The organism is Nocardiopsis sp. CC223A, from assembly GCF_030766825.1.
Lineage (GTDB): Bacteria > Actinomycetota > Actinomycetes > Streptosporangiales > Streptosporangiaceae > Nocardiopsis.
Window position 1 is genome coordinate 14,855 of the sequence record NZ_JASFDV010000042.1, and the last position, 22,371, is coordinate 37,225.

Sequence of the window (22,371 nt, forward strand, 5' to 3'; positions counted from 1 at the left end):
CGGTCAGGGTGCCTGTCCGGAATCGGCCGCCCCTTCTCGGTAATCCGGTTCCCGGTGTGGGGCGGGTGTATCGCCGCAGGTCAGGGTCCTCGGTAAGGGGTGCGGGTCGGATCCGGCCGGGTGGGGCGACCTCTTCCGCGTCCCCGGAAGATTCTCGATTTTCTTGTTCGCCTTCCCCTCGAAGCGGGCCACCCGGTTCCGCCATGTGCGGGAACCTCCCGGATATGAGGTTCCTTCATGTTCGTTCCGTTCCCCGGGTGCCCTCGACGTGTGTTCCGGTACTTGGTAGGGTTCACTTAGTTATGGGGTTTCACTAAAGACGTGGGGCAGGGAAGGCGGAACTCGTGAGCGGTAGTGGTCCACCCGCCCGCGGCGGCGGGCGCCCCGCCACCATCGACGTCGGCGACATCATCGCGGCCGGTCGCGAACTGGGCATGCGGGATCTGAGCCTGAGCGCCGTCGCCGCCCGGCTGGGCGTGACACCCGCGGCGCTGTACCGGCACGTCGACGGTCGCTGGGGCCTGGAGCAGCTGGTCGGCGAGAGCCTGCTCGCCGACCTCGAACTGATCGACGACCCGGAGGAGGACGTCGAGGCGCACCTGGTCGGGTTCTCCGCCCAGCTGCGCCACTTCACCCTCGAACACCCCGGCCTGGCCGACTACCTCCAGACCGTCTTCCCGCGCGGGACCTCCGGGGCCGCCCTGCTGATGTCCGAGGTGGCGGCGCTGGAACGGCGCGGTCACGACTCCGCCGCCGCACTGGTCCTGGCCAACGCCACCGCGGCCCTGACGATCGGCCTGGCCGCCGCCGAGGACCACCGGTCCGCCGCGGACTACCCCGAGGGCAGGAGACGCCAGGAGGAGACCGCGGAACGGATCGTCGCCGAGCACCCCGCGCTGGGCGCCGCCTACGCACAGATCCCCTACGTCACCGGTGAGGTCTTCGCCCACCTCCTGCTCACCGCGGCCATCGGCGGCCTGGTCGCCGCCGCCCCCGTGGGCCGCCCGGTCGACGAGGTCATCGCCGAGCTGGTCCGCCGCGGGGGCCTGGTGCCCACCACCGGCCCGGGCGCCGCGCAGCGGAGCGCGGCGCCGGAGGTGCGGTGATGGCGTGCCGCGGACCCCAGGGCGCGGTCCTCCAGGGCCCGGACGCACGGGGACACGAGGCGACCGTCACCGGGTCCGGGCGGCCGGCGGCGCACCACCACCGGGTGCACATGAGCTCGCCGACCCTCTTCGACGACGCGCCGACCGGGCCGACGGCCCGGCTGAGCTTGCGGTTCCCCGACCCCGACGGCTCGGACACCGCAGACCCGGAGGATCGTGGTCGCCCACCGGCTGTCCACGGTCCGGCGGGCCGACCGGGTGCTCTTCCCGGAGGGCGGGCGGATCGGGACGGGACGGTCGCGGAGCCGCTCGCGGCCGGGGGCCGGTTCGCGGAGTCCTGGCGCCGCCGGCACGAGGCCGCCGCCCGGCGGCTCTCCGCGCACACCCCCGCCTGACCGGGGGATCGAGAACTCCCCGCCCCGCCCGAGAATGGACGGGCGGGCGGGGCGGGGTTCTTCAGCGGGTGGTGCGCCGGGGCCGGGCCCGGACCGGACCCCCGTGCCGGACGGCCCCGCCGGCAGGCGCGGCCCGGCGGGCGCCGCGGGGCCGCCCGCCCCCGGCCCGTCCGTCACCGCAGGCCCGCGCCGTCGAGGAAGGCGACCAGCAACTCGCGGTCCTGTACGTGGCTGAGCAGTGCGCCCGCCTCCCCGGCGGACACCCAGCGCACCGCGTCGACCTCGTCCGACGGTTCGAACACCTCGGCCTCCTCGACGGTCATGGCCCAGTAGTGCACGACTTTCCCGGGATACCTCTTGGCCCCGAGCGGCCGGCCGATCCGGCAGCGCAGCGCAGTCTCCTCCCACACCTCCCGCAGGGCGGTCTGCTCCAGGGTCTCGCCCGGGTCGGCCTTCCCCTTGGGGAACGACCAGTCGTCGTAGCGCGGGCGGTGGATGACGACGAACTCCGGCCCGGAACCCCCGGGGCGGCTGACGATGCCGCCCGCGGCGGTCAGGGGTGATGCGGTCATGGTGTCCTCACGGCATGGTCGGGAGGGCCGCGGCGGAGCCCGGCCCGGTCCTAGGGTTCGAGAGCGGGGGAGCGGCCCGTCAGGGGGCGAGGATGCCCTTCTTCGACTCGTGTTTGACGAGTGCGAAGCCGGTGACGGTGTCCGCCACGGAGACCAGCGGCTCCGGCGCGTCGCGTCCGGTGAGGACGACGCTCGTGAGCGGGTGGCGGCCACGGACCGCCTCCGCGACCGCGTCGGCCTCCAGCCACCCGTGCTCGACGGCATGGGTGATCTCGTCGAGGACGACCAGCCCGGGCGGCTCGGCGCGCAGGGCCGCCGCAGCCTCGCCCCAGGCCCGGTCGCAGAGCGCCCGCGGGTCCTGCGCCCAGGTGAGGCCGGTGGCGAACACGGGCCAGCGGATACCGGCGGTCGTGCTCAGCGCCGCCTCGGCCGGGTTCCAGGCGCCGCCCTTCACGAACTGGACGAACGTGGTCGGCCAGCCGTGGCCGGCGGCGCGGACCGCATACCCCAGGGCGGCGGAGCTCTTGCCCCACCCCTCACCGGTGAACAGCATCACGATGCTGCTCCTCGGTCCCGCGGTCATCGTCCTGTGCCGCATGTGCCGATCCTAACGGGCGGGCGTCGGTCGCTCCGCCGAACACCACCGCTCCGTCGGCCTCGACGCGCAGGCCGACCCGGTCGCCGGGACGGTGGGGGACGGATGAGTGGAGGAGTACGGTCCCCGCGGAACCGACCCGCACCCGCACCCGGTGGTGTCGGCCCTCGAAGACACTCGACGCCACGACGGCGGGCACCGCCCCGGCCCCGTCGTCGATCCGTACCGCGTCCGGGTGCAGGTACACCTCCGGTCCGGTGGCGCCGCCCGCGTCCTCGCCGCAGTGGCGGCCCTCGAACGACACCCCCGCCACGGTCACCGTCGCCCTTTCACCCTCGACCGTGACGCCCTCGGGCACCAGGCGTGAGGAGAAGCCGGCCAGGTTCGCGACCCATCCGCCGACGGGGCTGGCGAAGACCTCCTCCGGAGGGGCGTCCTGGACCGTGCGGCCCCCGTGCAGGACCAGCACCCGGTCGGCGAGGGCGAGCGCCTCGCTCACATCGTGCGTGACGTAGACGGCGGTGGTCCCCAGACGGCGCAGCAGGAGGGCGAGTTCCTCGCGCATCTCCGCGCGCAGACGGGAGTCGAGGTTGGACAGGGGCTCGTCGAACAGCAGCAGCCGGGGCCGGGTGGCCAGGGCCCGGGCGATCGCGACCCGCTGCCGCTGGCCGCCGGAGAGTTCGACGGGGCGGCGCTCCTCCAGACCGCCCAGGCGCAGGAACTCCACGAGCTCCGCCACCCGTGACGCGCGTTCGCCCGCCGTGGTCCGGTGCACCCCGTGGCGCAGCCCGTAGCCGATGATGTCGCGTACCCGCAGGTGGGGCCAGAGGGCGTAGTCCTGGAAGACCATCCCCATGCCCCGGTGCTCCGGCGGGACGACCGAGCCGGGGGTGGACAGGGGACGGTCGCCGAGCAGCACCTCCCCCTCACCCGGGGTCTCCAGGCCGGCGACCAGGCGCAGCAGGGTCGACTTGCCGCAACCGGAGGGCCCGAGCACCGCCAGCGTCGTGCCCGCGGGCACCGTGGTGTCGACACCGCGCAGTACCCACGCACCGTTCCCGTAACGCATGCCGAGTCCCCGCAGGCGCAGGGGGACGGAGTCCTGTGATCCGATCATGTTCTCCTCCCGGAGGGCGGGCCGCCGAGCAGTCGGCGGCCGATGGCGGACGAGGCCGCCGTGAGCAGCAGGACGAGGGCCGCACTGACGACGGCCCCCGCTGTGGCGTAGCCGTATCCGCCCCGGTCGTACTCCGCCAGGATCTCGACGGGCAGGGTCGCGAAGGAGGGCGGCGCCAGCATCGTCGTCGCGGCCAGGTCGAAGATGCCGGAGGCGAGCACGGCCGCGAAGGACGAGACGAGCGCCGGTGCGACCAGCGGCACCAGCACCGTTCGCAGCCGGGTCGCCGGGCGTGCCCCGCTCAGGGCGGCGGCGTTCAGGAGCCCCGGCGGCACCTGGGCGAGGGCGCCCAGCTGGAGGCGGACGGCGATGGGCAGGGCCCCCGCCGTCCCGGCCAGCACGAGGAGCGCGGGGTGCCCGTACAGGCCGAGCCCGAGGTCCGCGAGCACGGGCTGGTTCCACAGGAAGATGTAGCCCACGGCCAGGACGATCCCCGGCACTGCGAGGCTCACGGTCCCCGCGACGTCGATCAGGAACCGGCCGCGGAAGCGGGTGAACGTCAGCACCACGCCGGTGAGGAACGCCAGGAGGGTGGTGGCCGCGGCGGCGGCCAGCGCGATCGACAGGGAGTTGGCCAGCCCCTCCAGCATCCGCGAGCCCCCCGCGAAGATCTCCGCGTAGTGCTCCAGGGTCATGTTCTCCGGGGTGAGACCGCCGTGCAGGGTGCGGCTGAAGGAGACCTGGAGGGAGGTCCCCAGGGGCACCCCGAACGTCAACGCCGCCAGCAGCGCCGTGAGCCCGCTCCACAGCACCGGGATCCGGGCGGGCGGGGGCGAGGCCGGGGCGGCGCTCCCCGTCAGGAAGTCGTAGCGCGAGCCCCGCACGGCCCGCAGGTAGAGGAGGACCGCGGCGCTGATCACGACCACCAGGTAGAACGACAGGACCCCGCCCAGTTCGAAACTGACCGGGCTCTGGCGGACCGAGGCGTAGATCGAGTACGGCAGCGTCGGGTACGGGTAGGCGGCGGAGAGGGCGGCGGGCAGTCCGAAGTCGCCCAGCACGTCCACGAACACCAGGATGGCGCCGGCCGCCACAGCGGGTGTGAGCAGCGGGACGCGCACGGTGCGCAGCACCGTCCACGGCCGTGCCCCGGACAGCGCCGCGGCCTGCCGGTAGGACCGGTCGTCCCAGTGGAGCGCCGCCGAGACGGCCAGGTAGGCGAACGGGTACTTGACCAGGCCCGTGATGACGACGAGGCCGGCGGGGGAGAAGACGAGGGGCGACGGGTCCACCCCCAGGGTGTTCACCGCCACCCCGCTCGGCGAGGCGAAGAGCACCCAGCCCTGGGCCAGCACGAAGGACGGGCTCACCAGCAGGGCCCAGGCGACCCCGTCCAGCAGCCGGGCCCCGGGAAAGGCGACGGTGTGGCGCAGGAACGCCAGGGCCGTGCCCAGCACGCCGCCGAACAGCATCGCCCCGGACGCCAGGGTGAGCGAGTTCGCCAGGCTCGCCTGCCACAGCGGCCGCCGGACGATCTCGCCGAGCAGATCGGGGCGCACGCTCCAGTCGCGTTCCAGCCCGAGCCCCGGCGCCACGCCCTGGACCACGACGAACAGGAGCGGCAGCCCGACCAGTACGGCCAACAGGGCGAGCACCGCCCAGCCCAGGGCGTTCTCCGGCGCGCCCCGCCTGCGCCCACCTCCGCGGGTGCGCTCCAGGAGGGAGGTCACCGGGACCGCAACGACTGCTCGGCGAACCAGTTCTTGATGTCCGCCTCGTTCTCGGCGGCGAAGGAGGCCTCCGTGAGCAGCAGCTCCCCGTCCTCGGGACGGGCCTCCGGCAGGGAGGACGTGTCCGTTCCGGACACGAACGGGCTGATGATGCCGTCGTCCCCGCCCTCGGCCATCAGGTGCCCCATCGTCTCCGGGGTGAGGAGCCAGTCCACCAGGGTCTGCGCGGCGCAGGGACGCGGGGTGTCGGCGCTGATCGCGACCGCCCGGACCACACCGGGCGCCCCCTCCTGCGGCCACACGAAGTCGACGGGCTCGCCGGACTCGATCAGGCCGTAGACGTTCTGCTCCTGCAACGCCGCCACCGGCACCTCGCCGGAGGCCAGCGCCTGGCCCACGGGGCCGTTCTTCTCGTAGGTGTTGAGACCGTTGCCCGCCAGGGTCCCGAAGTACTCCTCCGCTTCGGCCCGGCCGAGGTCCTGGAAGAACCAGGAGACGATCGGGTAGGCGGGCGCCGCGACGGCGGGGTCGGCGATGCCGACCGGGGCGAAGGCCGGGTCGGTCAGGTCGGACCAGGAGCGCGGGGCCTCGTCCGGGGCGACGGCGTCGGTGTTGTAGGCGATGACGGCGGCCGCGTGCCGGCTGATCGGCACCCATGCGCGGTCCTGCGGCATCAGTGCGGTCCCCTCCTCGTCGAGGTTCCCCGTGTTCTCCAGCGGGTGGTCGGAGAGCAGGGCGCCCTGCTCCCGGAGCGCCTCCAGGCTTCCGTGGCCGTCGAGGACGACCACGTCCCACTGCGGGTTGTTGGCCTCGGCGGCGATCCGGGCGAGGATCTCGCCGCCGCCCAGGTCGGCGATCTCCGCGGGGATGCCGGTGTCCTCGGTGAAGCGGTCGCTGAGGGTGGGACCCCAGGGGTTGAGGTAGACGCGCAGCGGCCCGTCCTCCACGGTGCACTCGGAGGAGGGGAGCATGTCGGCGCCGTTCGCGGGGGCGGCCTGCCCGCCCGGAGCGCAGGCGCTCAGGCCGAGTGCGAGCAGGCCGGCCGCGGTGGCGGCGACGGTGCGTTCGGAGTGGGACATGGTCGTGGTTCCTCTCGGGGGGCGGCTGACCGACACGCCCCACGTTCGTCGAGGGCCCTGAACAGGACGCTTGAGCCGATCGACCCCCGCGCGATTCCGAAACGACGATTCGACGACGGGCCCCGGCCCCGGGGAGGGTCCGTCGGCTCCGCGTTCACCCGGCGTTCACCCGAGCGGGGCGTGCCGGCCCGCGGGGCGGCCGGACGGGCGGTGCGCGCCTGCCGGTGGGCCCCGCCCCCGGATGCCCGACCGCTGCGGCGACGACGGGTCCGAACCGGCCGGGGCCGGGTCCCCTGCCCCGGCGACCCCGCGGAGCCGTGTTCTCCGGCCCCGCCGGCTCGGGGCCCGGGTGCTCAGGGGGCGAGGAACCCCAGGTACCCGAGGAGGAGGGCGACGGCGACGAGGAACCCGCCCGAGAGGCGGAGCCGAGCCGTGGACGTCGTGGAGGCCCTGAGCACCAGGCCGGGCACGACCAGGTACGCGGCGCCCCGGAGCATGAAGGCGAACCCGATCAGGGTGACGATCACCGCGAGCAGGCCGTCCCAGGCGAGGTGGGCCGACACGATGGCGGCGCCGATGAGGAAGTGGAGCATCCCCGAGATGTTCACCGCCAGCGGGTCCGACCTGTCGGCCTGCGCACCGAGGTCCGCGTAGAACCGGACCGAGGCCATGACCCCGATCCCGGCCACCAGGAAATAGGCGAAGAGGATTCTGCCGAGGAAGAGGGCGGTCGTTTCCGAGGCGAACATGCTTCATTCCTTCTCTTGTCCGGCGGGTGTTCCCGGGTCGGGCTCGGCGGTGATCCCCCGGGTCAGCATCTCCGTCGCGGGACCGGTGTAGGCCGCGATCGCGGCGGGGTCGTCCTGGTCCGCGAGGAGGTCGGCCCCGGTCAGGCGTTCGAGGTGCTCGTGGAGGACCAGCGCGCCCAGGGACCAGATGGCGAGGACGGCGGCCCGCCCGTAGGGGTGCTCGGTGGGTTTCAGCAGGCCGGACTCGACCCCCTCGGCCATGTACCGGGCGGCGTCGTCGACCAGGGTGTCGATCATGGCGGACACCTGTGGTGAGCCGTCGATGAGCGTTCGCGCCAGGTAGCGCCGGACGGGCGGGCCGCCGCGGGCCTCGTGCGGTGTCGCGAGCGGTCCCAGGAGCGGGCCCGATCGCATGCCCTCGCTCTTGCGCTCGCGCAGCGCCTCGGCGACGTACTCGTCGCAGGCGGTGCGCAGGGCCTCCTTGGAGCCGTACCGGTGGATGATCAGGGACGGGGCGACGCCGGCCGCGGCCGCGATGGCGCGGACGCTCGTGGCGGCGACCCCGTGCTCGGCGAAAAGGGTGATTGCGGCATCGCGAATACGGATTTCGGTTGAGCGGTCATCGCCGCTTCGGGCGCTTTTTGAACGCATGTTCATATCATTGAACGGTCGTTCAATTCGTGTCAAGGGGGCCGGTCCGGGAACCCGCTCGCCGCCCGGCTCCGGCGAGCTCGGCCGAACGCCCTGTGCGGTCCGTGCCGGGCCGGTGGCGTCACGGGCATGTACGGTTCCACCCCACCGGCCCTGTTCCCCCGACGTGGCGATCCCGTCCTGTGCGCGGTCCGGGCCGAACCCGTCGGCGCCTCGCCCCCGCTGTGGCGCCGCCTGGAGCCGGCCTGCGACCTGTACCTGGACAAGGTGTACGGCGTCCGTGTGGACCGCCGCCTCGCGAACTGCCTCACCGACACCGCGAGGCACGGAGGGCCCGACCGCTGAGACGTGTTCCGCGCCGCATCCGGCCGGGGCCGGAGGTCCCCTGCCGGCGGGGAGGCGCAAGCCCGGCGGAGGGCGGGGGTGTGCGCGGGCCCGACTCGTGCTAGCTTAGCTGCATGCACATGCATTCATCTGTCCCGCCGGTCCCATTCGAGGACGGAGTGAGCGCCGCATGGTCCAAGGTGGCGGCGTTCGCGTCCGCGGTCGACGCCGACCTGGACAAGTGGCTCGCGAACACCTACCGGATCGGGCTCACGGAGTTCCGCGCCCTGGCCTTCCTGAGTCGGGAACAGGCCAAGGAACTGCGGGTCAACGACCTGGCGCAGCGGGTCGGCCTGAGTCAGAGTTCGGCGACGCGCCTGGTGAGCCGGATGGAGGCCAAGGGCGTCGCGCAACGCGACGTCTGCCAGGACGACGGGCGCGGCGTCTACGCGGTCATCACCGCGGAGGGCGAGGCGCTGCTGGCCGAGGCCCGGGGTCCCTACGAGGACAGGGTGCGCGGGCTCCTCGGCGGGGCGGAGGCGCACTTCCCGCACCTGGACGCACGGGTGCTCGGGCGCGTCCTCGGTGAGATCGGGGCCCTGGTCGCGCCCTGATCCGACCCGCGGCGTCGGCGGGTCGCCCCCCGCGATCCCGCGTTGCGCCCAAGTATCTGCATGTACATGCATATAAACATTCCGGTCCGTCCCGTTCGTCCCGGAACCGTGAGGGCTTCTCCACCGAAAGAACCGAGAGGAATACCGTCATGAGCTGGCTCTACCTGGGTATCGCCGTCATCTTCGAGGTCGCCGTGGGCATCTTCGCCGGCAAGGCGCAGGGCTTCACCGAACTGTGGTGGACCGTCGCCACCCTCGCCAGCGGCGCGGCCGCCACCTTCTTCCTCAGCCTCGCCCTGCTCACCTTCGACGTCGGAGTCGGCTACGCGATCTGGACCAGCGTCGCCGGGGTCGGAATCGTCGTCATCGGAGCGCTCTTCCTCGGCCAGCGGTTGGACCTGCGTAAGGCCCTGGGCATCGCGGTGGTCATCGGCGGCGTCGTCGGGCTCCAGCTCAGCGGCGCTGCGTGACCGGAGGACCCCCGGAACCCAGGAACCACCCCCACCCTTCTGGAAGGAAAACAGAAATGAACACGCCCACCACCGGTCCCACCGCCCCCGCCGACGGGAGCACCGACAGGAAAACGGGCCCCTGGCTGATGCTCCTGCTGGCCGGAGTGTTCGAGGTCGGTTACGCGCTGAGTGTGGCCGGCAGCGAAGGATTCACCGTCCTGGCCTGGTCGGCCTCGGCCATCGTCTTCTTCCTGCTGACCCTGTTCTTCCTCAGCGTCGCCCTCAAGGCGATCGACGTCGGCATCGGCTACGCCGTCTGGGCGGGCATCGGCGCCGTCGGCGCCGCGCTCCTCGGCCCGGTCTTCTTCGACGAGGTCCTCACCCCGGTCCGTGCCTTCTGGCTGGCGGTCATCATCGGCGGCGTCGTCTGGCTCAAGCTCTCCGACAGCGTCACGGTGCGAGGCACCCGGGCCACGGCCTGACGTTCCGGCCCCCGGGTCCCGCTCCCGGCACCGCGTGCCGGGAGCGGGACCCGTGTTCTCCACGCTCGGCCGTATGCCGTCGCCGCGGTCCTGAACGGCCTGGGACGGCGGGTCGGGGAAACGGCCTGCCCGTGGACTTCAACGCGGCCTGGGACGCCATGTACGAGGTGTGGGTGGTGCCGGAGAACACGGGCCGGTGGTCGAAGTCGTCGTTCCGCCGGGGCTCCGCGCCGACCGTCCGGGGCCGGGCGTTCGCCCGCGTGGCCCTGCGGCACAAGGCCTGAACGGCGGACCCGTGTGCGCGGGCCTCGATGAGGTCCACCGTGCGGGCGGCCGGGGCCGTCCCGACCGCCCGATGCCTCCGAGAACCCCCCGGAGGGAGGTTCCCGTCCTCCGGACCGGCGGACCGGCCGGGACCTCCGGCGCGCTCGACGCCCGAACGACCTCTTCGACACGGCAGGGCCCCGGCCTGGTTCGGTTTCCCCGGCCAGGGGCCCTGGATCCCGAAGGGCCGAACAGCCCGGTCCGGGGCTCAGGCGGCCGCGGACGGGTCCGACGGATCGGCGGAAGGCGGAGCCGCCGCACGTCCGAACCACGGCCTGCCCTCCGCCGCGATGCCTTCCAGGACGCGGAGCGCGTGGGAGAACCCGGCGGCGTCGAGGTCGACGTCCGGTGCGTCGGCCTCCGCCTCCTCGTCCGCCACCGCGTCGCGGCCGGGTGCCTCGGAGACCACGATGCTCTCCGCCGGACCGTTGCTCAGGGTGATGTTCAGGGTGTAGCGGCGCGTGCTCGCTATCTCCACGTGCACCGAGGAGACCGCGTCGAACCGGTAGTTCTTCCGCGACCTGGTCCGCCACCGGGACCGCGAGAAGTCGAGGACGGCCGTGGCCTCCCGGACGCCTTCCTCGGTGACCAGGAAGACCCTGATCTCGTACCTCGAATAGCGCCACGGGCCCCCGCGTTCCCGCGCCGACTCGCAGGGCCGTTCCGGGGTCGGCAGGAAGGCGTGGGCGACGACCTCGTGCCAGCCCAGGCGGTGGTTCTTCAGGGTCTCGTCGAGGATCAGGGCCTTGTCCGCGCTCAGCCAGGCCTCCATCTCCTCCTCGCGGGGGCGCAGGGAGTCCAGCTTGCTCTTCCAGCGCCTGTACTCCGCTTCGCGGGCGGTGCGGACGGCCTCGCGCTCCCGGTCCTGCTCGATGACACGCAGGCGTTCACTGTGGATCCTCAGCCACAGGGGGACCGCGAACCTGGCGGCGACCGCCGAGAGCAACAGGCAGCCCACGGTGGAGACCGGCGCCTGCTGGAACGCGGTGACCGCGACCGCGGCCATCGCGGCGGCCGTGGCCGCGCACAGGACCGCGCAGCGCACCTTGACCGCCGGATCCACGCGGTGGATCTCGTACGGCTCTATGGGTTCTCCGGCGCGCAGACGCCGTCGGACGTCCCGCACCAGGAACCGGACCAGCCACTTCACCCGATCCGCTTCGACCCCCTGCTCCCGGTAGGTCCGGACGACCTCGTCGCGGAGGGAGCGGCGCACGCCCCTCGTCCGCGCCGACCAGGCGTACCGGTCGGAGAGGTCGGGTGCGTACTTGTCGAAGTAGTGGTCGAACCAGCGCTCCACCTGATCGGCGAACCCCCCTTCGGGGGGAGGGGCGGGGGAGCGCCCGTAACCGTAGGCGCGCTCCAGGGCGAGCCTGCGCCGGTACTTGTGGTGCCAGGCGGCCACGTGCCACCCCGCGACCGGGCCGAAGGCGAACAGGGCGAGGCAGGCCAGCAGCGCGGCCGGGCTTCCCTGCGTCAAGGAGGAGCCGGTCACGACCACCACCGGCCCCAGGGACGCCGCCGCCAGGAGCACCCCGACGAAGACGTCCCGCCCATCGGTCGTCTGCGGCTCCGGGGGTTCGGCCCTTGCGCCCGCGGGCTCGGCTTCGAAGTAGGCCCAGACGCGGTCCACCCGGTCGTTGGAGAACCGCGTCTTCTCGGCGTTGTCCCTGACCCGGTGCCACACGGACTGCTTCATGCTCCCGGTGAGGACCAGGTCGAGGTGGCGCAGGATCAGGTCCCGCTGCACGGCGGGCAGGGAGTTCAGTTCGGCCGTCGCGGCCTCGGCGTCGCCGCCGGAGCCGTCCACGCAGGACAGCAGTGCGGAGACGACCCCCAGGCCCCGCCTCCACGCGTCGCGGCCGGTAGATGCCCCGTGGGCCGACAGATCCTTCAGAACCTCCCGGTCCTCCTTCGTGAGGTCCCGGTAGGAGCGTTTGCTGAGGACGGCCAGGGCCCGGTGGAAGTGGATCCCGGAGCTGTTGAGGCCGCGTGCGCGGGCCTTTTCCAGGTGCTTCCTCGCCTTGCTCGGGACGCCGTCGGCGAGGTAGCCGCGTCCGACCTCGTAGTCGCGCTCGGGCGGGTCGTCGGGCCCCACGAAATAGACGTGGGAGTCGTGCATCTGCCCGACCTGTATCCCGACGTGGGAACCGGATTCGGCGGTGTTCGTGGTGTCGAAGGTGCCGGATCCGTTCACGAGAGCCCCTTCACCGCGGTGATCAGTGCCCCGACCTTCGCGGCCAGCGATGCCAACTCGCCGATGAGGCCGCGCAGGCGCTTCAGGGCCAGGACCGACACCTTCCGGCCTTCGGGGGTCCCCTCCCCGATCCCCTTGCCGGCGATGTCGAGTTCGGCCGACGCCGCCTCGTGGGTGTCCCCGTCGATGTTCCCGGCCGAGTGCTCCCGGGCCAGTTCCTCCCGCAGGAAGGTGAGCCGGTCCGCCACGTCGCCCGGTTCCTCCTCGGAGGCGGCGAAGGACACGTGGAACGTACTGCCGCTCACGTGGCCTGCCTGGATACCGACGTTCCCGTGGGCGGTGTTGGTGACGCTGCCGCCGTCACGACTGTGGTCGTCCTTGCGCATGGTGGGGGAGTCCTCCTGTGCGATGAGTTCTTCGGCGAGTGCCAGGGCGAAGGCCGCGGCGTTGGCGGCGGCGATCGGCTGCCAGGACCGGTCCGACTCGGTCGCCTTGGTGCCGTCGGCCCGGTCGCTGATGCCGCGTACGATCGCCACCGGGGATCCGCTCAGGTGACCGGCCTGGGCGACACCGGCACCCTCCATCTCGACGGCCAACGCGTCGTTGTAGGTCCGCCGGATCCACTCGGCCTCACGCGAGACGGAGGAGTTCTGCACGATCTCCCCGGCGGCGATCGGGCCCTGGTGCACCCCGGGCCGCGGCCGGTCCGGCGGCGTGCGGCGGGACCATTCACCGGTTCTGGCCAGGTGCGCGGCCGTCTGCCCGATCCCGTGCGGGGACTCCCACACGCGGGGCCGGGCCTTGAGCCCGTCGTCCTCGCTGGTCCCGCCGTGGTAGGCGTACACGTGCGTCGCCACCACCACGTCGCCCAGCGGCGTGTCCCACAGGGCCCCGGCCACGCCCACGAACAGCAGGGCGACAGGGGAGAACTCGTGGATCGCCCGCTCGGCCAGCACCGCGGACGACTGGTTGCCCTTGCCGGTGAGCCCGAGGGCGACACGGCCGCGGCCGCCCGGCAGGGTGCCGATCTCGAACCGGGTGCCCCTCGTGTGGTGGTAGGGCTCGGGGGCGAGGAGGCGTTCCCGTACCGCCTCGTATTCGAGGTTCAGCGCGGTCAACACGACCACGATGTCGTCGTTCATCGTTCGTTCTCACTCCTGATCAGGGGGAGGGGGCGCATCATCGGAGGGCGCAGCACCCGCAGGGGGCCGGCCCGGAACAGCCGTGCGGGACGGCCCTTCGTGGGGCGGCGGTCCGGCCCGACGGCGGTGAGGAAGCCGGGCACCGCCTGGACCTTGCGGTAGAAGTTGCGCGGGTCGAGCTCGAAACCCCAGACGGCTTCGTAGACCCGCTGTAACTCGGTGAGGGTGAAGGTCTCGCCGCAGAAGGCCGTGGCCAGCGCGGTGTGCTCCAGCTTGGAGCGGGCGCGCTCCAAGCCGTCGTTCAGGATCCGGTGGTGGTCGAAGGCGAGCGCGGCGCGGCCCGAAGAGAATTCCTCGACGGGGTGCCATGCGGCCGCCGAGGCGTCGGTCCCGGCCTCGGGTTCGGGCAGGCCGGGGGCGATGGCGAGGTAGGCGACGGAGACGATGCGCCCCCGGGGGTCGCGGTCGGGGTGCGCGTAGGCGCCGAGCTGTTCCAGGTGGAGCTCGGTCGCGTCGAGGTCGGCCTCCTCCCGGAGCTCGCGGCATGCGGCGTCGAATACGTCTTCGCCGGAATTCGCGATGAATCCGCCGGGGAGGGCCCATTGGCCTTTATAGGGCTCGATTCCTCTTTGGATGAGGAGGATGTGCAGGGCCGAGGAACGCAACGTCAGGATGACGAGGTCCACGGTCAGGAGCACGGGGGGTGGTCGCCAGACTTCGTTGGGCATGCACCGAGCCTAGCTTTTTGTCAGTTCAACAAAAAGACTTTCCCGGAAATTGGTGCCCACGGGTACTTGATTTCATGGTGTGCCGATCGGGGGTTCTGGTGCCCCTGTTCCCCTTGATTCTTGTGTGGATTTCTTCGCTGTTGTTCAAGCGCGAGGCGGGCCGTCTTCCGATGCCGGCGAACGCCGTCCTCCGCAGCCGACGGCCGGGCGCCCGGGGCCGCATGGCAACCTGGAGCACGACAGCGGGACGAAGGGTGGGAACGCGACAGATGGCCCCGATCGTGATCGGTGGCCTGGCAGGGGCGGTCGGCAGCGTGGTGCCGGCGCTCACCACCCAGGTCTTCGCGCACCGGACCAAGGCCCGGGAACTCGAACACGCGGAGCGGGTGCGTCTGCAACAGGCCAGATCCGATGAGGAGAAACCGAGGGACGAGCAGCGCCGGTCCGGCTACGTGGCCCTCAACTCCGAGGCCCGCGAGTTCCTCGCCGCGTTGACCGACCTCTTGAAGGCCGTCGAGGCCGACGAGCCGCGGGACGAGGAGCGGGCCGCCCTGGACCGGGCCCGCGTTTCCTACCGGCACTGCTACGCCGAGGCGCAGCTCGCGTTGAACGAAGAGATCCTGGAGGTCGCCTCCGACGTCAACAGGAGCCTGCTCGACTTCTTCGGTCTGATCAAGCGGATCGACAAGGGCAGGAGCAGGCCGGGGGAGACCTGCGAGTCGGCCGAGGCGAAGCGCCAGGAGGTCTGGGTCCACATCGGAAGACTGCGTTCGGTCATGCGCAGGGACCTGGGCGTCGGTATTTCACGAGAACACGGGGAGACCGCCGGTCCGGCGCCCGTTGAGGGGGCATGCCACGGGCCGCGGTGGCGGCCCGTGGCATGCCCCCTCCGGCAGGCTACTCGCCGACCTGGTACTCGTACGCCTGCCGCACCAGGCCCATGATGTGGTCCAGCTTCTCTTCGGAGTCCAGGATGACCTGGATGTTGCCGTTGCCCCTCGTCCCCTTGCCGGTCACGTCCCAGGCCAGGCCGCGTTCGTCGTGGAGCGCTTCGAAAGGCATGTTCAGGGTGAGCTTCAACCGGTCGGTCTGCGCGACCACGTCGACGAAGTTCGTCTCGACCTTGTAGGCGATGTAGACCTTCAGGAACGTCTCGGTGACGGACTCGTCCAAGTCGAGGACCCGGGCGCGGAACTTCTCGAACAGGGACCGCAGGGGCGGGTCGGCGAGGTTCCGGTGGTCGGCCATGGTGTACCCGGAGGCGGTAGCGGCGAGGTCGAGGGCCAGATCGTCCGCCGGTGCTGCGGGCCGGGGCCAGATCTCCAGCGCCTGGGCGGCCAGGCGGCCGGCACGTTCCAGGATGGCCTGCTCGTTCCAGGTGTCCTGGGCGCCCAGCCCCCTGTTCAATCGGAGCGGGCTGTCCCGGAAACCGCCCTCCATGTCCCGCTTCTCGGCGAACGGGCGATCGCTGTACTCGGAGTTGTAGCCGGTCAACGTCAGATTGCCGAGTGTGTGCAGGTAGCGCTCCTGAACCTGGGCCCAGTCCGGGCCCAGCTCCGCCCGCCACCGCTCCGAGAGGTTCTCGTTCTGCGGCAGGATGTGCTCGATCGTGTAATCCTCGATCGAGACATGTTCCTTCCTGCCGAAGTTCTCCAGTCGGCGCAGAAGATACGACCTGCGCTTGAAGTGGTACATGTTGCCCGTGGTCAGTTCGCGCTCGAACTTCTCGTCGGTGGGGAAGGCGCGGTAACTCTTCATCCCCAGCAGGTGCGCCTGGACGCTCTCGACGTACCGCTCCTTGTCGATCGCCCTGGTGAAGGTGCTGAACGTCGTGTTCAGCGAGTTCGTCGGTACACGGCAGACGGCGCGGCGGAAGATGTAGGACGTGACCATGTCGACGATCGACACCAGTTCGTCGCGTTCGAGGAGGCCGAGCTCGTAGTCGGTGTAGAGCTCCAGCAGCAGCGGGTAGACCACGTCCGCCTTGATCTCCCGAAGGTCTTGGAACGCCTCGGCGAGCCTCTTGTCCTGTTCCTGGCCCAGGGCGACGGCGCAGTACCGCCGTGCGTAGGCATGGAGTTCACCGACCAGGGGCTCGATCCCGTCGCCGGGGGCGAAAGTCCGCGCATGTGCTTTGAACGCCCCGTAGACATCTCCGAAGCGCGGGATCTCGCCCGTCCTGACCGTGAGGTAGTGCCGTACGAAGTCGTCGAACTGCTTCTCGTAGGCGGCCTGGCCGAAATCGGTCTCCATCGGTCGCCAGTAGGTGGTGTACAGCTTCTCCTGGAGGGTCGGGCTCACACCCATCAGCACGAAGTTGCGGATGAGGTCGGCCTGCGTCAGCTGCCGCCCGGTCGAGTTCATGGACTCGAAGATCAGCTGCGGGTTGTCCGACGTGCGGTCCAGCCGGATGTCGACGACGACCAGCTTCGCCAGACCGTCGCAGACGGTCCCGAGGTCGGTGCCCGGATCGCCGAGGTGGGCCAGGAAACGCTGGAAGTTGTCGGCCACGCTCTCCGAGGCGTCCGACGGAAGAGGGGTGCCGCCGATGATCGCCTTCAGGGTCTCCCGGTCCTTTTCCGAGAGCAGGAGCTTGAAGTAGTCCTCACCGTCCTCGTCGTCGTTCACCAGGTAGCGGTTGCGCAGCTTCTGGGGCGAGTAGCCCTTGCGCGGTTCCCGTTCGCCCTCCGGACGCGCTTCCAGGACGCGCGCCAGGGCCGTGATCAGCAGCATCACCGTGGTCATCCGCTGCTGGCCGTCGATGACGAGATGGGGTTCCTGGGTCGTCAGGTTCGACAGCCCCTTCTCCACGTACACGATCGACCCGGTGAAGTGCGACTTCAACGCGTCGTCGCTTCCGGTGCGCTCGATGTCCGCCATCAGCTGGTCGCACTCTTTGGCGGACCAGGAGTACGCGCGCTGGTAGATCGGGATCACGAACTGGTGGCCCTGCTTGAGCAGGTCCAGCAGACGGGTTTCGGAGGCCTTCACAGTGCGGGCACCTTTTTCTGGTCGGGGGTGTGCTCCTTCGCGGATTCTGTACGGACGCGTTGGACCCGGAGGGGGCCTTCGATCCTCCGGGAGCTGTATGGAACGGACTCCTGAGGATGTCGGGGGCGGTCAAGGAAGGTCGGGGCCGGGACGCCTCCCGTGGCGCATCTGCCGCGGTGCACCACAGGGGGCAGAGGGAGCCTTTGCGGTCTTCCGGTGAGACGGCGGACGACCGACACCGTGCCGCCACCGTTCGGTCATTGTTCAGAGGCGGTGCGGCCGCCGGTGAAACGGCCGCATTCGATGGATGAGGAGCGTCACCGTGTCTGAAGCGCGGCCTGTTCGCTTCCGGAGCAACGAAACCTCTGGAGGCCTTCGTTCGTCACCTGCGGTTGAGCTGCCAGGCTCGGCAGGTCGCATGGAACCAGGCCAGTACCTCGCGAACCTCGGCCGCACCGCTGCCCAGAAGCGCTTCCAAGGGGAAGCTGGGCCTTCGGCTCACCGCGTTTTCGGGCAGGTCGATCCTGGAGACGTTGTTCAGACGCTTCAGCAGCTCTCGGCGCATTTCTTCGTTGTCGAACGGAGGACGTCGGGCCAGATGCTGGAACACCACCTCGGCGACTCCGGATACCGGATAGAAGACCAGGGCCCAGCGTTCCCCCCTGGAGGTCTCCCGCCCCCACATGGTCAGGGAACAGCTGGTCTCCTGTCCGTCGCCCCAGGAGAAGAAACCGCCCAGTTCCTCCCACTCACGCAGGAGGAACTCCACCTGCTGGGCGACCAGGGGGGAACGGTGCTCGTTGAGCAGAGCGAGGAAACGTTCCCTGCGGCTCTGGCTCGGATCCACATCCAGTCCGAAGAGCTGGGCCAGCTCCTCCGAGGAGAGGCGCTGTCCCGGCAGTGGCCGTCCGTCGGGGTGGAAGCCGAGACCTTCCTTGACGAGTTTGTGCTGCGACAGGTGGGACCCGATGGTCGACTCCCCCTTGCTGTTGAACACCCGGTGGGCGTTGGGGACGCCCGGATGGTCACGGAGGAAGGAGGAGACGGCGATGGGCGCGGTCCCGGCCACTTGTGCGATGGCCTGGCACGTCGTCCACCGTCCCGCCGGGATCATGGCGGTGACCTGGCTGATGGGTTCGGTGCTGAACAGGGTCTCCTCGGTCATGGAGACCGACCGGCGGGGTGACGGCCACACCGTTATGGCCCGCTCGGCCAGGCGGCGGCTCCGCTCCTCGATCTCCGGCCTTCCCCAGCTCGCGGCGTCGGCGATCTCCCGGTTCATGCGCAGAGCGCTGGCCGCGTAGATCTGCTGCTTGCGTTCGATCATGTGGTTCGGCAGCGCGGTGCCGTCCGGCACCATCACGAGATTGCCCAGGGTGTGGCTGAGCCGTTCCTGGAGCTCTTTGCCGGTCTCACCCTGATCCGCCTGGTCTGCCAGCAGTCCGTCCCAGGAAGGGGTGAGCCTGCCCGGCATGACGTGTTCGATGGCCATTTTCACCGTGGGGAATCCGGCCTGTCCCGGGGGCGCGTAGGTCTCTTCGAGCCGGCGCATGATGTACAGGCGTTGGTGGCTGCGCCCGGTCCAGTAGAAGCTGCCCGTCATGATGATGCCGGTGACCTCGTCGTCGGAAGGCCAGCGGAGCCGTGGATTGGACAGGTATCGGTGAACGAACTCGTCCACAGGCTCTCCCGGCACGAGTTTCGCCGGCGCACGAAGGAAAGCGATGTTGAGCCCCTGCGCGTGGATGCGGACGAGCATGCGCCGGACCAGGTAGCTCTCGATATGGCCCAGAGCGCGTTCCACCTGTTCGGTGGAGGCATGCCCTTCATCGCGCAGCACCATGAGTTTCAGGGCCAGTGGCCGGTAGATGGTGTTGCCCCACTCGGCGAGCCGGGTCAGCGCGGTGCGCAGCCCGGGGTCGTCCTCGTGCTCCGGTTCCACGATGCGCAGGAGCAGCCCGCCCAGATGCCGCAGCTCTTCCAGTTCCTCCCGGACGGCCTGTTCTCCGCCGGCCCGGGCGATCTTTTCGAGACGCTGCTGCTGCGTGCGGTAGACCTCCCGCTGCTTGGCGTTCTCGTCGCCGCGCAGCACGAGGTCCAGCCAGGCCAGCACCTCCAGGTTCTCTGGCCCCAGCTCCGCCTGCATGGGCAGCCAGACCTCGTCGTACACCTCCTGGCCGGTCTCGGGGAGCAGCATGAAGATGTAGTTGCGCAGCAGGTCGGTCTGGCTGAGGCTCTTGCCGGTGTTGTTCAGCGACTCGAAGATGCGGAAGACGTTGTCACTCCGGTCCGCCTGGATCTCGACCAGACTCAGACCGCGTCCGATGGTCGCTTCGAGGGCCAGCAGCTCCTCAGCCGAATAGGAGCGGATCCTCCCGGCGAAGTAGTTGTAGGAGTAACCGACCCGGTCGCTGCCGCCGGCCTCGGCACCGCCGTCGATGATCGCCCGGAAGGCCGCCAGGTCGGACTGGGTGGGCAGGACCCGGTACCGGTCCAGCCGCTTCTTGTACTGGTTGACGAGGTAGGTGTTGTGGATCCGGTCGGCCTCCCCCGCCTCCTCGGCCTCGTCGGACTGTAGAACGCGCAGGCGATCGCGTATGGCCGCGAAAGCGATGGTGAGCGTGGTCAGCCGCTGCTGTCCGTCGATCAGCAGCCAACGGGTCAGGTCGCTGGCCGCCATGGTCGCCGGAGCCAGGACCACCGACCCCAGGAAGTGTCCGGTCGCCGCGGCCCAGGGGGAATCCGAGTTCTCCCCCTCGGCCATCTGCTCGGTGATGTCGTTCCAGAGCTGCTGGAGTTCTTTCTTGCCCCACGAGTAGGGGCGCTGGTACAGGGGAACCTGGAACTGCTTGGTCCCTTCGACCATCTTCTGGAATGTGGTCTCGTAAGCCTTCATGCCTCGGCAATCTGTGATGGTTCGACCAGAGGAAGGGGTTATTTCGGCAGGAACGGGCTGGGCTCGCCGGAATAGGACACGTACAAGGCGTCCCGTGCCCGGGTGCAGGCGACGAACAGCAGGTTGCGCTCACGCTGTAGATCGTGGGCGTGCGCGACCGGATCCTCGGAGACATCGGTGATCTGCGACTTCAGGGGAAGGTGCTCCCTGCCTGCGGCGACCACCGCCACACACCGGAATTCCAGCCCCTTCATCGAGTGCATGGTGCCCACACGCACCCCGGAGTCCTGAGCCAGGCCGCAGATGCCGATCCCTTGGGCCTCCAGGGCCCTCTTGGCCTGCCGTACCAGGGTCTCCGTACGAGCGGTCACCGCGATCGTGTTGGGCTCCACCCCCTCGCGCAGCCACCCCGAGACCACCTGTACGAGTTCGGCCGCCTCGGCTTCGGCCGAGGGGTGGGCGCGCACGACCGGCTCGCGCCCGTGCAGAGGTGAGGTGTAGTCCGCCAGGTGCGATCGCGTTCCGTCGAAGCCCTCCACCGGCGCCGTGCCCAGCACGCGCACGGCCCAGGAGAGGGTTTCCTGCGTACTGCGGTAGCTCACGGTCAGCCGGTGGCCGCGGCCGCGTACGTTGATGCCGACGGCCGCCATGGACACCCGGTGATCGTAGATGCGCTGGTGCGGGTCGCCTGCGATGAACAGGTCGTCCGGCCCCTCGGGGGCCAGCGCGCGCACCAGCCGCCACTTGGCCGGATGCAGGTCCTGGGACTCGTCCACCACGACGTGCCGGTAGGGGCGCTCCCCGGTCCGGTCGAGGATGTCGGCGGCCTCCGCGGCCAGCCACGTGAACGTCCACTGCCCGGCCGCGCGCATCTCCTCGGTGGCGGCCAGGACCGCCTGCCAGATCCGGCGCTTCCGGTCCGGGTTCAACCGCAGGCCCCGCCCGCGTCCGCGCCGACGGGCCTCCAGGTAGTCGCGTTCGGTGCGCAGGTTCTGCGCGAGGATGACGTGCTCCCATTCCTCCAGGAGGAACCGTCCGGAGACTCCTGCGTCCTCGGCGTGGCGAGTCCACAGGGCGGAGAGCTCGGGCATGCGCGGGAAGTGCAGTCTTCCGTGTACCTGTCGCGCCACCTGGTGGGCGATCTTGTCCAGGTTGCGCACGTCGACGAGGGAGCGGCGCCGTTCGTCCTGGACGAGCAGCTCCAACTGGCTGCGCAGGGCGGCGTCGAGCGTCGTGGTGAAGGTGGTGAGCAGGATCGGCGGTCCGGGGCTGGGACCGTCCTGGCCGCCCACAGGTAGCGGCTCGTCCTCGGGAATGTAGCGCCTGGCCAGATGGTCGACCCGGTGCAGCGCGGTCACTGTTTTTCCGGTGCCCGCACCGCCGGTCACCATGGCCGGCCCCGCGTAGTGGTCCCGCCGTGCGATGCGCTCCTGACGGGGGTGCAGGAAGGTCCGCCACACGTCGAAGGGGTGCGCCAGCAGGTCCCGGAGCTCTTCGGGTCCCTCCACGAACACCGCCTGGGTCGGCGTGCGGCGGATCGCCGTGACCAGGTCGTCGGGGTCGACGTCCTCCGCCGCGACCTCTTCCACCAGGTCCCGGCTCAGCAGGGACCAGACCTCTTCGGGAGTCATCCCCGACGCCAGTGCGGTCAGGGCGTCGTGCTGGGCGCGCGGCATCATGGGCCCGAGCGCGTCGAGGTGGCTCTCGTCCGGCAGGAGACGGGCGATGCGGACGATGCCCTCGTCGATGCCGAGCTGGGTGAAGTGCTTGTCGGGCACGCCCTGGAACAGGGTGGTGTCGGAAGCGTCCGCAGCCTGTGTGAGCGTGGAACCCATGTGGTCCAGCCCCGACTCGTCCCGGAACTCCAGGACCCCCAGAACCTGGTTGACCGAGGGGCGTCGACTCCGGATGTAACGGTAGGCCTCTTGGTGCGGGAGAACGGTGACGAGCACGAACGCCTCTTCGGAGTCCGGAGCCAGGACGACGCCCCGGTAGCCGAGATTGATCCGCAACGTCCGCCAGCGCGGGTCGCGGGCGTCGGTCGGCTTTTCCAGATGTCCGCCGGCGTAATAGGTGGCGGCGAACTTGTCGAGGGCTTCGTCGACGGCCTTTTGTAGCTTTTTCTCCAGGTTCGCGTAGGTACTGAGGAAATCCTGGGCGATCGCGAGCTTAGGCAAGGGAACCTTTCCGGGACAGGGGGTGGAGGGAGGGGCGTCCTTGACCGGGT

21 protein-coding genes are annotated in these 22,371 nt (G+C 70.6%); 8 read left to right on the forward strand and 13 right to left on the reverse strand.

Features of this window, described 5'->3' with window-relative positions; translation table 11 throughout:
* Positions 1 to 344: 344 nt before the first annotated feature.
* Entirely contained in the window at positions 345 to 1,106 is a 762-nt protein-coding gene (locus tag QJS33_RS17600) for a TetR/AcrR family transcriptional regulator (protein ID WP_306369088.1), read from the forward strand.
* Positions 1,106 to 1,501 (forward strand): hypothetical protein, encoded by a 396-nt coding sequence (locus QJS33_RS17605; protein WP_306369089.1) that lies wholly within the window; start codon positions 1,106 to 1,108, stop codon positions 1,499 to 1,501. Before QJS33_RS17600 ends, QJS33_RS17605 begins: the two co-directional genes overlap by 1 nt.
* Positions 1,502 to 1,674: 173 nt before the next feature.
* Here QJS33_RS17605 and QJS33_RS17610 read toward each other — a convergent pair whose 3' ends face one another.
* From QJS33_RS17610 to QJS33_RS17640, 7 genes are all read right to left on the reverse strand, one after another.
* Positions 1,675 to 2,073, reverse strand: a complete 399-nt coding sequence (locus QJS33_RS17610; protein ID WP_306369090.1) for an NUDIX hydrolase — start codon at positions 2,071 to 2,073, stop codon at positions 1,675 to 1,677.
* Positions 2,074 to 2,152: 79 nt separating this feature from the next.
* Complete coding sequence (locus QJS33_RS17615) at positions 2,153 to 2,626, reverse strand: cob(I)yrinic acid a,c-diamide adenosyltransferase (RefSeq protein WP_306369123.1); 474 nt, start codon at positions 2,624 to 2,626, stop codon at positions 2,153 to 2,155.
* Positions 2,610 to 3,785, reverse strand: coding sequence for an ABC transporter ATP-binding protein (locus QJS33_RS17620; protein ID WP_306369091.1), 1,176 nt, complete (start codon positions 3,783 to 3,785; stop codon positions 2,610 to 2,612). The genes QJS33_RS17615 and QJS33_RS17620 overlap by 17 nt, the downstream gene beginning before the upstream one ends.
* Positions 3,782 to 5,515 carry an iron ABC transporter permease gene (locus tag QJS33_RS17625; protein WP_306369092.1) on the reverse strand — a complete coding sequence of 578 codons (1,734 nt, stop codon included), beginning with the start codon at positions 5,513 to 5,515 and terminating at the stop codon, positions 3,782 to 3,784. The genes QJS33_RS17620 and QJS33_RS17625 overlap by 4 nt, the downstream gene beginning before the upstream one ends.
* Entirely contained in the window at positions 5,512 to 6,594 is a 1,083-nt protein-coding gene (locus QJS33_RS17630; RefSeq protein ID WP_306369093.1) for an ABC transporter substrate-binding protein, read from the reverse strand. Before QJS33_RS17630 ends, QJS33_RS17625 begins: the two co-directional genes overlap by 4 nt.
* 353 nt (positions 6,595 to 6,947) lie before the next feature.
* Complete coding sequence (locus QJS33_RS17635) at positions 6,948 to 7,343, reverse strand: hypothetical protein (RefSeq protein WP_306369094.1); 396 nt, start codon at positions 7,341 to 7,343, stop codon at positions 6,948 to 6,950.
* A 3-nt stretch (positions 7,344 to 7,346) separates the two neighbouring features.
* Positions 7,347 to 7,994 carry a TetR family transcriptional regulator gene (locus QJS33_RS17640; RefSeq protein ID WP_306369095.1) on the reverse strand — a complete coding sequence of 216 codons (648 nt, stop codon included), beginning with the start codon at positions 7,992 to 7,994 and terminating at the stop codon, positions 7,347 to 7,349.
* A gap of 129 nt (positions 7,995 to 8,123) precedes the next feature.
* Between QJS33_RS17640 and QJS33_RS17645 the strand changes: the two genes are divergently transcribed.
* The 5 genes from QJS33_RS17645 (at position 8,124) to QJS33_RS17665 (ending at position 10,150) form a co-directional block, all read left to right on the forward strand.
* On the forward strand, positions 8,124 to 8,339 hold the full coding sequence (locus QJS33_RS17645) for a hypothetical protein (RefSeq protein WP_306369096.1): 216 nt from the start codon (positions 8,124 to 8,126) through the stop codon (positions 8,337 to 8,339).
* Positions 8,340 to 8,497: 158 nt separating this feature from the next.
* Positions 8,498 to 8,932, forward strand: a complete 435-nt coding sequence (locus QJS33_RS17650; RefSeq protein ID WP_306369097.1) for a MarR family winged helix-turn-helix transcriptional regulator — start codon at positions 8,498 to 8,500, stop codon at positions 8,930 to 8,932.
* Between the two features lie 149 nt (positions 8,933 to 9,081).
* A complete protein-coding gene (locus QJS33_RS17655) occupies positions 9,082 to 9,402 on the forward strand; it encodes a multidrug efflux SMR transporter (protein ID WP_306369098.1) in 321 nt (106 codons plus the stop codon).
* Between the two features lie 56 nt (positions 9,403 to 9,458).
* On the forward strand, positions 9,459 to 9,866 hold the full coding sequence (locus QJS33_RS17660; RefSeq protein WP_306369099.1) for a multidrug efflux SMR transporter: 408 nt from the start codon (positions 9,459 to 9,461) through the stop codon (positions 9,864 to 9,866).
* Positions 9,867 to 9,997: 131 nt separating this feature from the next.
* On the forward strand, positions 9,998 to 10,150 hold the full coding sequence (locus QJS33_RS17665; RefSeq protein WP_306369100.1) for a hypothetical protein: 153 nt from the start codon (positions 9,998 to 10,000) through the stop codon (positions 10,148 to 10,150).
* Between the two features lie 248 nt (positions 10,151 to 10,398).
* Here the strand turns inward: QJS33_RS17665 and QJS33_RS17670 are convergent, their stop codons facing one another.
* Genes QJS33_RS17670 through QJS33_RS17680 form a run of 3 tightly spaced genes read right to left on the reverse strand, consistent with a single transcriptional unit; the run spans position 10,399 to position 14,257 of the window.
* Positions 10,399 to 12,387 (reverse strand): hypothetical protein, encoded by a 1,989-nt coding sequence (locus tag QJS33_RS17670; RefSeq protein ID WP_306369101.1) that lies wholly within the window; start codon positions 12,385 to 12,387, stop codon positions 10,399 to 10,401.
* The gene (locus QJS33_RS17675; RefSeq protein ID WP_306369102.1) at positions 12,384 to 13,529 is read right to left on the reverse strand and encodes a 5'-methylthioadenosine/S-adenosylhomocysteine nucleosidase; all 1,146 of its coding nucleotides are present in this window, start codon (positions 13,527 to 13,529) and stop codon (positions 12,384 to 12,386) included. The genes QJS33_RS17670 and QJS33_RS17675 overlap by 4 nt, the downstream gene beginning before the upstream one ends.
* Positions 13,526 to 14,257, reverse strand: coding sequence for an NUDIX domain-containing protein (locus QJS33_RS17680; protein ID WP_306369103.1), 732 nt, complete (start codon positions 14,255 to 14,257; stop codon positions 13,526 to 13,528). The genes QJS33_RS17675 and QJS33_RS17680 overlap by 4 nt, the downstream gene beginning before the upstream one ends.
* Before the next feature lie 269 nt (positions 14,258 to 14,526).
* On the opposite strand from QJS33_RS17680, the gene QJS33_RS17685 reads away from it, so the two are divergent.
* Entirely contained in the window at positions 14,527 to 15,201 is a 675-nt protein-coding gene (locus QJS33_RS17685; protein WP_306369104.1) for a hypothetical protein, read from the forward strand.
* Here QJS33_RS17685 and QJS33_RS17690 read toward each other — a convergent pair.
* The 3 genes from QJS33_RS17690 to QJS33_RS17700 all read right to left on the reverse strand — a co-directional run bounded on the left by QJS33_RS17690 (position 15,155) and on the right by QJS33_RS17700 (position 22,321).
* On the reverse strand, positions 15,155 to 17,248 hold the full coding sequence (locus QJS33_RS17690; RefSeq protein ID WP_306369105.1) for a DUF262 and DUF1524 domain-containing protein: 2,094 nt from the start codon (positions 17,246 to 17,248) through the stop codon (positions 15,155 to 15,157). The two genes, QJS33_RS17685 and QJS33_RS17690, sit on opposite strands and share 47 nt — an antisense overlap.
* Positions 17,249 to 17,630: 382 nt before the next feature.
* Positions 17,631 to 20,114: a DUF262 domain-containing protein gene (locus QJS33_RS17695; RefSeq protein WP_306369106.1), complete on the reverse strand. Its 2,484-nt coding sequence runs from the start codon at positions 20,112 to 20,114 to the stop codon at positions 17,631 to 17,633.
* A 68-nt stretch (positions 20,115 to 20,182) separates the two neighbouring features.
* Positions 20,183 to 22,321 carry a UvrD-helicase domain-containing protein gene (locus QJS33_RS17700; RefSeq protein ID WP_306369107.1) on the reverse strand — a complete coding sequence of 713 codons (2,139 nt, stop codon included), beginning with the start codon at positions 22,319 to 22,321 and terminating at the stop codon, positions 20,183 to 20,185.
* Between the last annotated feature and the right edge of the window lie 50 nt (positions 22,322 to 22,371).

What these genes read in the sequence shown, in the direction of transcription:
- QJS33_RS17635 (WP_306369094.1), bottom strand. Translation starts at nt 7,343, where the DNA reads ATGTTCGCCTCGGAAACGACCGCCCTCTTCCTCGGCAGAATCCTCTTC.
- QJS33_RS17620 (WP_306369091.1), bottom strand. Translation starts at nt 3,785, where the DNA reads ATGATCGGATCACAGGACTCCGTCCCCCTGCGCCTGCGGGGACTCGGC.
- QJS33_RS17605 (WP_306369089.1), top strand. Translation starts at nt 1,106, where the DNA reads ATGGCGTGCCGCGGACCCCAGGGCGCGGTCCTCCAGGGCCCGGACGCA.
- QJS33_RS17695 (WP_306369106.1), bottom strand. Translation starts at nt 20,114, where the DNA reads ATGGTCGAAGGGACCAAGCAGTTCCAGGTTCCCCTGTACCAGCGCCCC.
- QJS33_RS17640 (WP_306369095.1), bottom strand. Translation starts at nt 7,994, where the DNA reads ATGCGTTCAAAAAGCGCCCGAAGCGGCGATGACCGCTCAACCGAAATC.
- QJS33_RS17645 (WP_306369096.1), top strand. Translation starts at nt 8,124, where the DNA reads ATGTACGGTTCCACCCCACCGGCCCTGTTCCCCCGACGTGGCGATCCC.
- QJS33_RS17685 (WP_306369104.1), top strand. Translation starts at nt 14,527, where the DNA reads ATGGCCCCGATCGTGATCGGTGGCCTGGCAGGGGCGGTCGGCAGCGTG.
- QJS33_RS17630 (WP_306369093.1), bottom strand. Translation starts at nt 6,594, where the DNA reads ATGTCCCACTCCGAACGCACCGTCGCCGCCACCGCGGCCGGCCTGCTC.
- QJS33_RS17615 (WP_306369123.1), bottom strand. Translation starts at nt 2,626, where the DNA reads ATGCTGTTCACCGGTGAGGGGTGGGGCAAGAGCTCCGCCGCCCTGGGG.
- QJS33_RS17660 (WP_306369099.1), top strand. Translation starts at nt 9,459, where the DNA reads ATGAACACGCCCACCACCGGTCCCACCGCCCCCGCCGACGGGAGCACC.
- QJS33_RS17675 (WP_306369102.1), bottom strand. Translation starts at nt 13,529, where the DNA reads ATGAACGACGACATCGTGGTCGTGTTGACCGCGCTGAACCTCGAATAC.
- QJS33_RS17680 (WP_306369103.1), bottom strand. Translation starts at nt 14,257, where the DNA reads ATGCCCAACGAAGTCTGGCGACCACCCCCCGTGCTCCTGACCGTGGAC.
- QJS33_RS17655 (WP_306369098.1), top strand. Translation starts at nt 9,082, where the DNA reads ATGAGCTGGCTCTACCTGGGTATCGCCGTCATCTTCGAGGTCGCCGTG.
- QJS33_RS17610 (WP_306369090.1), bottom strand. Translation starts at nt 2,073, where the DNA reads ATGACCGCATCACCCCTGACCGCCGCGGGCGGCATCGTCAGCCGCCCC.